General features: G+C 64.3%; 7 protein-coding genes. 5 read left to right on the top strand and 2 right to left on the bottom strand.

The features are described from left to right. The first annotated feature begins 98 nt into the window (after nucleotides 1-98). Both HMPREF3097_RS00300 and HMPREF3097_RS00295 read left to right on the top strand, forming a co-directional pair. Nucleotides 99-950 (top strand): sulfite exporter TauE/SafE family protein, encoded by an 852-nt coding sequence (locus HMPREF3097_RS00300; RefSeq protein WP_246821133.1) that lies wholly within the window; start codon nucleotides 99-101, stop codon nucleotides 948-950. A gap of 124 nt (nucleotides 951-1,074) precedes the next feature. Continuing rightward, the gene (locus HMPREF3097_RS00295; protein ID WP_070760009.1) at nucleotides 1,075-2,442 is read left to right on the top strand and encodes an MFS transporter; all 1,368 of its coding nucleotides are present in this window, start codon (nucleotides 1,075-1,077) and stop codon (nucleotides 2,440-2,442) included. Between the two features lie 25 nt (nucleotides 2,443-2,467). Here the strand turns inward: HMPREF3097_RS00295 and HMPREF3097_RS00290 are convergent, their stop codons facing one another. Next, nucleotides 2,468-2,965 (bottom strand): carboxymuconolactone decarboxylase family protein, encoded by a 498-nt coding sequence (locus HMPREF3097_RS00290; protein ID WP_070760007.1) that lies wholly within the window; start codon nucleotides 2,963-2,965, stop codon nucleotides 2,468-2,470. Between the two features lie 118 nt (nucleotides 2,966-3,083). Further along, on the bottom strand, nucleotides 3,084-3,431 hold the full coding sequence (locus HMPREF3097_RS00285; protein WP_070760005.1) for an ArsR/SmtB family transcription factor: 348 nt from the start codon (nucleotides 3,429-3,431) through the stop codon (nucleotides 3,084-3,086). Between the two features lie 80 nt (nucleotides 3,432-3,511). Between HMPREF3097_RS00285 and arsB the strand changes: the two genes are divergently transcribed. From arsB to HMPREF3097_RS09815, 3 genes are all read left to right on the top strand, one after another. Beyond that, nucleotides 3,512-4,630 carry an ACR3 family arsenite efflux transporter gene (gene arsB, locus HMPREF3097_RS00280; protein WP_070760003.1) on the top strand — a complete coding sequence of 373 codons (1,119 nt, stop codon included), beginning with the start codon at nucleotides 3,512-3,514 and terminating at the stop codon, nucleotides 4,628-4,630. After that, nucleotides 4,627-5,046: an arsenate-mycothiol transferase ArsC gene (locus HMPREF3097_RS00275; protein WP_070760001.1), complete on the top strand. Its 420-nt coding sequence runs from the start codon at nucleotides 4,627-4,629 to the stop codon at nucleotides 5,044-5,046. Before arsB ends, HMPREF3097_RS00275 begins: the two co-directional genes overlap by 4 nt. Before the next feature lie 240 nt (nucleotides 5,047-5,286). After that, a partial coding sequence (locus HMPREF3097_RS09815; protein ID WP_070759999.1) for a DNA methyltransferase occupies nucleotides 5,287-6,788 on the top strand: 1,502 nt, incomplete at its 3' end.

The raw sequence follows: 6,788 nt of genomic DNA, 5'->3' as shown, positions 1-6,788 counted from the left end.
ATGCGGACACACTTTTCTTTACTTAACCCCCATCTAGCATGGATGGCACAAGAGTTGAGAGAACTTTCGGCACCACCCTCAAGCCAGGAAGTGAAAGATTGTCCGCAGCGCTGATTGCTACCCACGTCCTTGCCATCCTCGTTGGCATCACCATTGGACTCTTCGGCGGCGGCGGGGCAATCCTCATGGTGCCGATCCTCAGCTATATCGCGGGCTGGCCCACCCAGGACTCCATCACCGGCTCCCTGTTCATCGTCGGGATCACCAGCCTGTTCTCCACCTTCCTGCACGCCCGCCCGACCAAAGAACAGCGGGAACGAGGACATAAGAAGGGCAACGTCCGGTGGGGGACGGGCGTCGTTTTCGGTGGGCTGGCGATGCTGGGTGCCTTCGCGGGCGGGCAACTGACCGCCTTGCTGCCCGGCATCGTCGTCATGACGATCTTCGCCATCGTGATGATCGCCTCCGGCATCGGTATGGTTCGCGGCAGGAAGCCCTCCGCACCCGCGCCGCCGAGCCGCACGAAGGGTAAATCAACCCCGAGCAGCGCCGGGACCGCAGCGACCCTGCCGCTGAGCCGGGCGCAGAAGGTGAAGATCGTCCTCGCAGCCCTCGGCATCGGAGTAATCTCCGGGCTGGTCGGAGCGGGCGGCGGCTTCCTCGTCGTCCCGGCCCTGGCACTCCTCGTGGGCTTCACCATGCCCGCCGCGGTCGGTACCTCGTTGCTGGTCGTGGCGATGCAGTCGGCCTCGGGGTTCTTCTCCCACATCCTCCACGTGGACGTCGACTGGCAGGCGCTCGGCAGCCTCACCGGGCTCGCGATGGCTGGCACGATCCTTGGCACGCTGCTGGGCTCGCATATCCCGGCAGCGAAGTTGAAGCGCGCCTTCGGGGTCTTTGTGCTGCTGATGGCGGCGGTCGTGCTCGCGCAGGAGTACCTGCTCGCCTAGGCGCACGCCTCCTGGTTGAGGCGGTTTAAGCGTTGACTAAGCTGCTTGGGGCTGCCGGCAGGCGCTGGTGAGAACCAGCCACCGGCCACCAACCCCCGAGACGAGCGAAGGAGAGCCACGCGAGATGACCGAACCCACCGGCGCACCCACAGGGCGTGCACAGCGCGCCGCCCGCCCCAGCATGTTGATCGCCCTGCTGGGGATCTTCTTTGTCGGGCTGAATCTGCGCCCGGCGATCATTTCCGTGGCCTTCGTGATCCCCGATATCCGTAGTGATCTCGCGCTCGGCGCCACCGCGGCGGGTCTGTTGACGACGGTTCCGCTGCTCGCGTTCGTCCTTCTTTCCATGCGCGCCCCAGGGTGGGGACGTCGGTTCGGGCTGGCCCGCACCATCCTCGCGGCCCTCGTGATCCTGATGGTGGGGTTCGCGATCCGCCTGGTGCCTAGCGCCACTGCGCTTTTCATCGGCATGGCCGTGGTAGGCGTAGCGATCACGATCGGCAATGTGCTGCTGCCGGCATTTATTAAGGCGCGCTACCCGGATAAGGGCGGCATCCTCATGGGCGTGTACACCGTGAGCCTGTACGCGGGTCCGGCGCTGGCCAGCGGGTTGACGCTGCCGATCGCCCGGGCCACGGGGTCCTGGCGGATCGCGCTGCTGAGCTGGGGGATCCTCGCGGTGATCGCGCTGCCGCTGTGGCTGCCGCAGGTTGGCCGGGCTAAGCTGCGCCCTGGCACCCCGGCAGCGAGGGTGCAGCTCACTGAAAATGGCGGGGAGCCCGGTGCTGCGGAGGGTGCCAGCGCGGGGGAGGAGCCTGCCGACGCCTCCGCCGCGGCGCCTCGCGCAGCATCCAGTGCGAAGGCGGCCCCACCGGCGATCGCGATGAGCAGCATGCTGCGCTCCCCGTTGGCATGGGCGGTGAGCATGTACTTCGCGGTGCTCTCCGTGCTCTTCTACACGGTCAACGCGTGGCTGCCGACGATGTTCCTGGAGCAGGGCCGTGGGGAAAACGCGGGCGGCGAGATGCTCACCGTCGTGAACCTCGTGGCCATCCCGTGCGCCCTGGCGGTGAGCATCTTCGTGCACCGCACCCGCAGCCAGGTGTGGGCGACCTCCATCGGCTCCCTGGGTTTGGGCGTGGGCCTGGCGGGAATGTACTTCGCGCCCGCCCACTTGGGCATGGCTTTCGCGGTGCTCTTCGGTATCGGGCACGGCACTGCTACGGGTATCGCGTTCTCCCTGGCGATGCTGCGCACCCGCACGGTGGCGGGCACGGCGGGGCTGGGCGCGCTCAGCCAGACTGCGGGCTATACCTGCTCCGCGATCGGCCCGGTTGGCGCGGGCGCGTTGCACGACGTGCTTTCCGGCGGGGGAGTGGCCCAGCCGTGGTCCGTCGTCATGGCTGGCCTGGTGGCCCTGGTGGTGCTGCAGTTCCTCGCCGGCCTGTGGGCAGGCCGCGACCGCTACCTGGAGGACGCGCTCAACAATTAGCGCGCTGAGCAGCTGGCGCGCCGGGCTAGCTTTCCTTCGGCCCGAGCTCTTCCTCCAGTACCTCCTGCACGACCTTCATCGCGCTCAGGGCCGCCGGTGCCCCGCAGTACCCAGCGGTGTGCAGCACGGCTTCGGTGATCTCCTCGCGGGTCAGCCCATTGCGCAGGCCGCCACGGACGTGCCCGCGCAGCTCACCGGTGGCCCGCAGCGCGACGAGCATGCCGATGTTCAGCAGGCTGCGATCCCGCTTCTCCAGGCCGGGCCGGTTCCAGATGGAGCCCCAGACGGTCGCGGAGATGTGCTTCTGCAGCTCCTCGCCGTCTTTACCCGCGTTGCGCTCCAGCGCGGCGTCCACGAAATCATCGCCCATGACCGCGCGGCGCATCTCGATGCCGGCCTCGTAGGCGGTGTCCATTGCCTCCGCTAGGGACTCGTTCCTCTTCGTCTCTTCAGTCATACTCTCGCCTTTCGTGTGGTGTTGTGGTTGTGGTGCTGTGTTTTTTAGCGACGTCGCCCGCCTCAAGCAGGCGCTAACGCCAGCTTAGAACCCGGTGCAGACACGCCCCGCGCAACGGTGTGGCGATCGCCTCGGCGTGCTTGGTGATCACATGTGTGATCGTGTCCTGCTCGTCGGTGGCGGGTCAGTCCATCTGCAGAACGGTGCGCAGCTCTGCGAACAGTTCCGGGCGGACCTGGTGGGTGACCGTCCGGCCTACTCGCACCTTCTCTAGCAGGCCGACTTCGGTCAATCGTTTGAGATGGTGAGACACAGTCGGCTGACTCAATCCAGACCTCTCTGTTAGCTCCCCGACACTGACCGGGCCGCATCCCTCGGCCGCCAACCTCGACAGCAGCCGCAGGCGGGCAGGATCGGCCAGCACCTTGAACAAGGTGGCATAACGCTCGGCCTGATGCTCGGTCAGGGGGCCAGAACCGAGCGAGCAACAGGAGGCAAGATCAGTGAGTGGAAGGATCTGCGGGAGGGTCATAACAGCCATCCTATATTGACGGTCATCTATATGAAGGTTATTTTTAGTATCGATGACCATCAATATGTAAAAGGGGTCTTATGACTGTTTCCCATCGCCCGCGCATGTCCTTTTTAGACCGCTTTCTGCCGGTGTGGATCCTTCTGGCCATGGCTGTTGGCCTACTCCTGGGCCGGACGTTCCCCGGCATTAGTGACGCTCTGGGCGCCCTGGAGGTCGGCGGAATATCCCTGCCGATCGCCCTTGGCTTGCTCGTGATGATGTACCCGCCGTTGGCGAAGGTTCGTTACGACAAGACCCGGGAGATCGTCGCCGATAAACGCCTGATGACCGTTTCCCTCGTCCTTAATTGGCTGGTCGGCCCGGCTTTCATGTTTACTCTGGCCTGGATCTTCCTGCCGGATCAGCCGGAGTTGCGCACGGGGCTGATCATTGTCGGCCTGGCTCGGTGCATCGCGATGGTGCTCGTCTGGTCGGACCTGTCGTGTGGTGATCGGGAGGCCACGGCCGTGCTGGTGGCCATCAACTCGGTGTTCCAGGTGATTATGTTCAGCGTGCTTGGTTGGTTCTACCTCCAGATCCTGCCCTCCTGGCTGGGGCTGGCGACCACCTCGGCCGAGTTTTCCTTCTGGTCCATCGCCACCTCCGTGCTCGTCTTCCTCGGCATCCCGCTGTTGGCCGGAGTGCTCTCTCGACTCATCGGTGAGAAGACCAAGGGCCGTGCCTGGTACGAGGACACCTTCTTGCCCGCGATCTCCCCGCTGGCGTTGCTCGGCCTGCTGTATACCATCGTGCTCCTGTTTTCCCTGCAAGGCGAGCAAATCACATCCCAACCGTGGACCGTGGCTCGTCTCGCGGTGCCGCTGCTGATCTACTTCGTGGGCATGTTCGCCCTCGCGCTGGCTGTCACGAAGATGTCGGGGATGAACTACGCGCAGTCGGCGTCGGTGTCGTTCACGGCCGCAGGAAATAACTTCGAGCTGGCCATCGCCGTGGCGGTCGGTACCTTCGGGGCGAACTCCGCACAGGCGCTGGCCGGTACCATCGGGCCGCTGATCGAGGTCCCGGTGCTCGTCGGCCTGGTCTACGTCATGCTGTGGTTGGGGCCGAAACTCTTCCCCCAGGATCCGACTCTGCCCGCATCCCCCACATCGTCTTCACAGACTGCTGTATCTGAGAAGGAGAATGCCATCTCATGAGTACCCGTCCGAGAGTTCTGTTTATCTGCGTCAGCAACGGCGGCAAGTCCCAGATGGCCGCAGCCCTGGCCGCTCAGCACGCTGGCGACCGGGTCGAGATCCACTCTGCCGGCACGACACCGGGCACAGAACTCAACGCCCAGTCCGTGGAGGCGATTAGTGAGATCGGGGCCGACATGTCCGGCGGAACCCCGAAGGGGATCGACCCGCAGCTACTGCGGGAGGTCGACCGCACCGTCATTCTCGGCGAGGATGCCCAGTTGGAGCTACCTGAGGATGCTCACGGAACGTGCGAGCGGTGGGGGATCGACGAGCCGTCCCAGCGGGGCATCGAGGGCATCGAGCGAATGCGCCTGGTCCGCGATGAGATCGACGCTCGGGTACGCAGGCTTCTCGATGAGTTGCTCGAGAATTAACTGCCCACCTCATAGCGGTTGAGGTGCTGTGGTTTTTTAATGACGTCATCCGGCCTAGGCAGGCGCTGACCCCAGCTTAGAATCCGGTGCAGACACTCCCCGGGCACGGTACGGCGGGCGGTAACCGCGGGCGCTGACACGTCGTTATCCGAGAAGGGCGGGATCCGCCCGGACCTGCTATGTGATGCGGGAGTATTCGAACATGCGGCCCGTGTCTGGTGCGTTGTCTATGGTGAGAGCGTGACTTCTCCAACCGCACTTCGCCTGGACCGCGCGACCATGCGCCAGAACCTTGACTGCTTCAAGCTGCGATGGCGGGAACGCCTCGACGGCTGGGGCAACGACGACGAGGGCGGACTTGAGCGCAAGTACGCGCAGAGCTACTGGACCGAGCTTTTCGAATGCTTCGGCGTGACCGCCTCCCGCATGGACCTGTTCGAGCAGGACGCCCGGCGAGCGAGCACCGGCAAGACCGGCTATATTGACCTGTTTTGGCCGGGTGTGGTGATCGGGGAGGCGAAGAAGCCGGGGGTCGATCTCCAGGTCGCGGTGGATCAGGCACGCGACTACCTGCTCGGCGGCACGATTACGCCGTCCGAGCAGCCCCGTTACATTCTCGCCAGCGACTTCGAGCGCCTCCGTTTGGTGCGGCTCGGCTCGGCAGAGCAGCGCTTCGACATTGAGTTCCCGCTCGCGGAGGTCACCGAGCACGTCGATGAGCTGAAGTTCCTCGCCGGTTACGAGGAGACCCTCACGCGGGAGGAGCAGCAGGAGGCCTCGATCCAGGCATCACGCCTGATGGCCGACCTGTTCACCGCAATGGTCGGCGACGAGGTCGACGAGGAAGTCGGCGATGAGGCCCCGACCAACCCTGAGGACGAAGACGCCGCCGTCCAGGTGACGTCGATGTATCTGACCCGTCTGCTGTTCCTGCTGTTCGCCGAGGACTCCGGGGTCATTGAGCAGGATCTCTTCTATCGCTTCGTTCTGGAGCACACCACCAGCGAGAACTTGGGAAGCCAGCTTGGTGCGTTGTTTGAGGTGCTGAATACCCCGGAGGCTCAGCGCCGCCGGGTGCCGGATTCCATGGCGCGTTTTCCGTACATCAACGGGGCGATCTTCGCGGAGACGATGCCCACGCAGTTCTTCACCCCCGAGATGCGCGATGCGCTGCTGAATGCCTGCCGGTTCCGTTGGACGAACATCAGCCCCGCCTTGTTTGGGTCGATGTTCCAGCTGGTGAAGTCTAAGGAGGCTCGCCGGGATGACGGTGAGCACTACACCTCCGAGAAGAACATTCTAAAGACCATTGGTCCGCTGTTTTTGGACGAGCTGCGCGCTGAGGCGGACCGGCTGATCGCAGCAAAGTCCACGCCAGTGGCGAAGTTGCGGGCATTCCGCGACAGCTTGGCCGACATGGTGTTCTGTGACCCGGCCTGCGGCTCGGGAAACTTCCTCATCGTGGCTTATCGCGAGCTGCGCAAGATCGAGACGGACGTGATCGTCGCCATCCGTGAGCGCGAGGGCACGACGGATCTTGCACTCGATATCTCGTGGGAGCAGAAGCTATCCATCGGGCAGTTCTATGGCATTGAGTTGAACTGGTGGCCGGCCCGTATTGCGGAGACCGCGATGTTCCTGGTTGACCATCAGGCCAACCGGGAGCTGGCTGACCGGGTGGGGCTGGCCCCTGATCGTCTGCCGATTTCGATGGTGCTGTTGCAACTTGGGGCGGGAGCCAA

The organism is Corynebacterium sp. HMSC27B11 (assembly GCF_001815985.1).
Classification (GTDB): domain Bacteria; phylum Actinomycetota; class Actinomycetes; order Mycobacteriales; family Mycobacteriaceae; genus Corynebacterium.
The sequence above is the reverse complement of the archived record's forward strand: the minus strand, read 5'-3'. Positions and strand labels throughout refer to the sequence as shown.

Bases quoted from the DNA above. Each gene is read 5' to 3' on its own strand.
- HMPREF3097_RS00285 (WP_070760005.1), bottom strand. From the start codon at position 3,431: ATGACCCTCCCGCAGATCCTTCCACTCACTGATCTTGCCTCCTGTTGC.
- arsB (WP_070760003.1), top strand. From the start codon at position 3,512: ATGACTGTTTCCCATCGCCCGCGCATGTCCTTTTTAGACCGCTTTCTG.
- HMPREF3097_RS00275 (WP_070760001.1), top strand. From the start codon at position 4,627: ATGAGTACCCGTCCGAGAGTTCTGTTTATCTGCGTCAGCAACGGCGGC.
- HMPREF3097_RS00295 (WP_070760009.1), top strand. From the start codon at position 1,075: ATGACCGAACCCACCGGCGCACCCACAGGGCGTGCACAGCGCGCCGCC.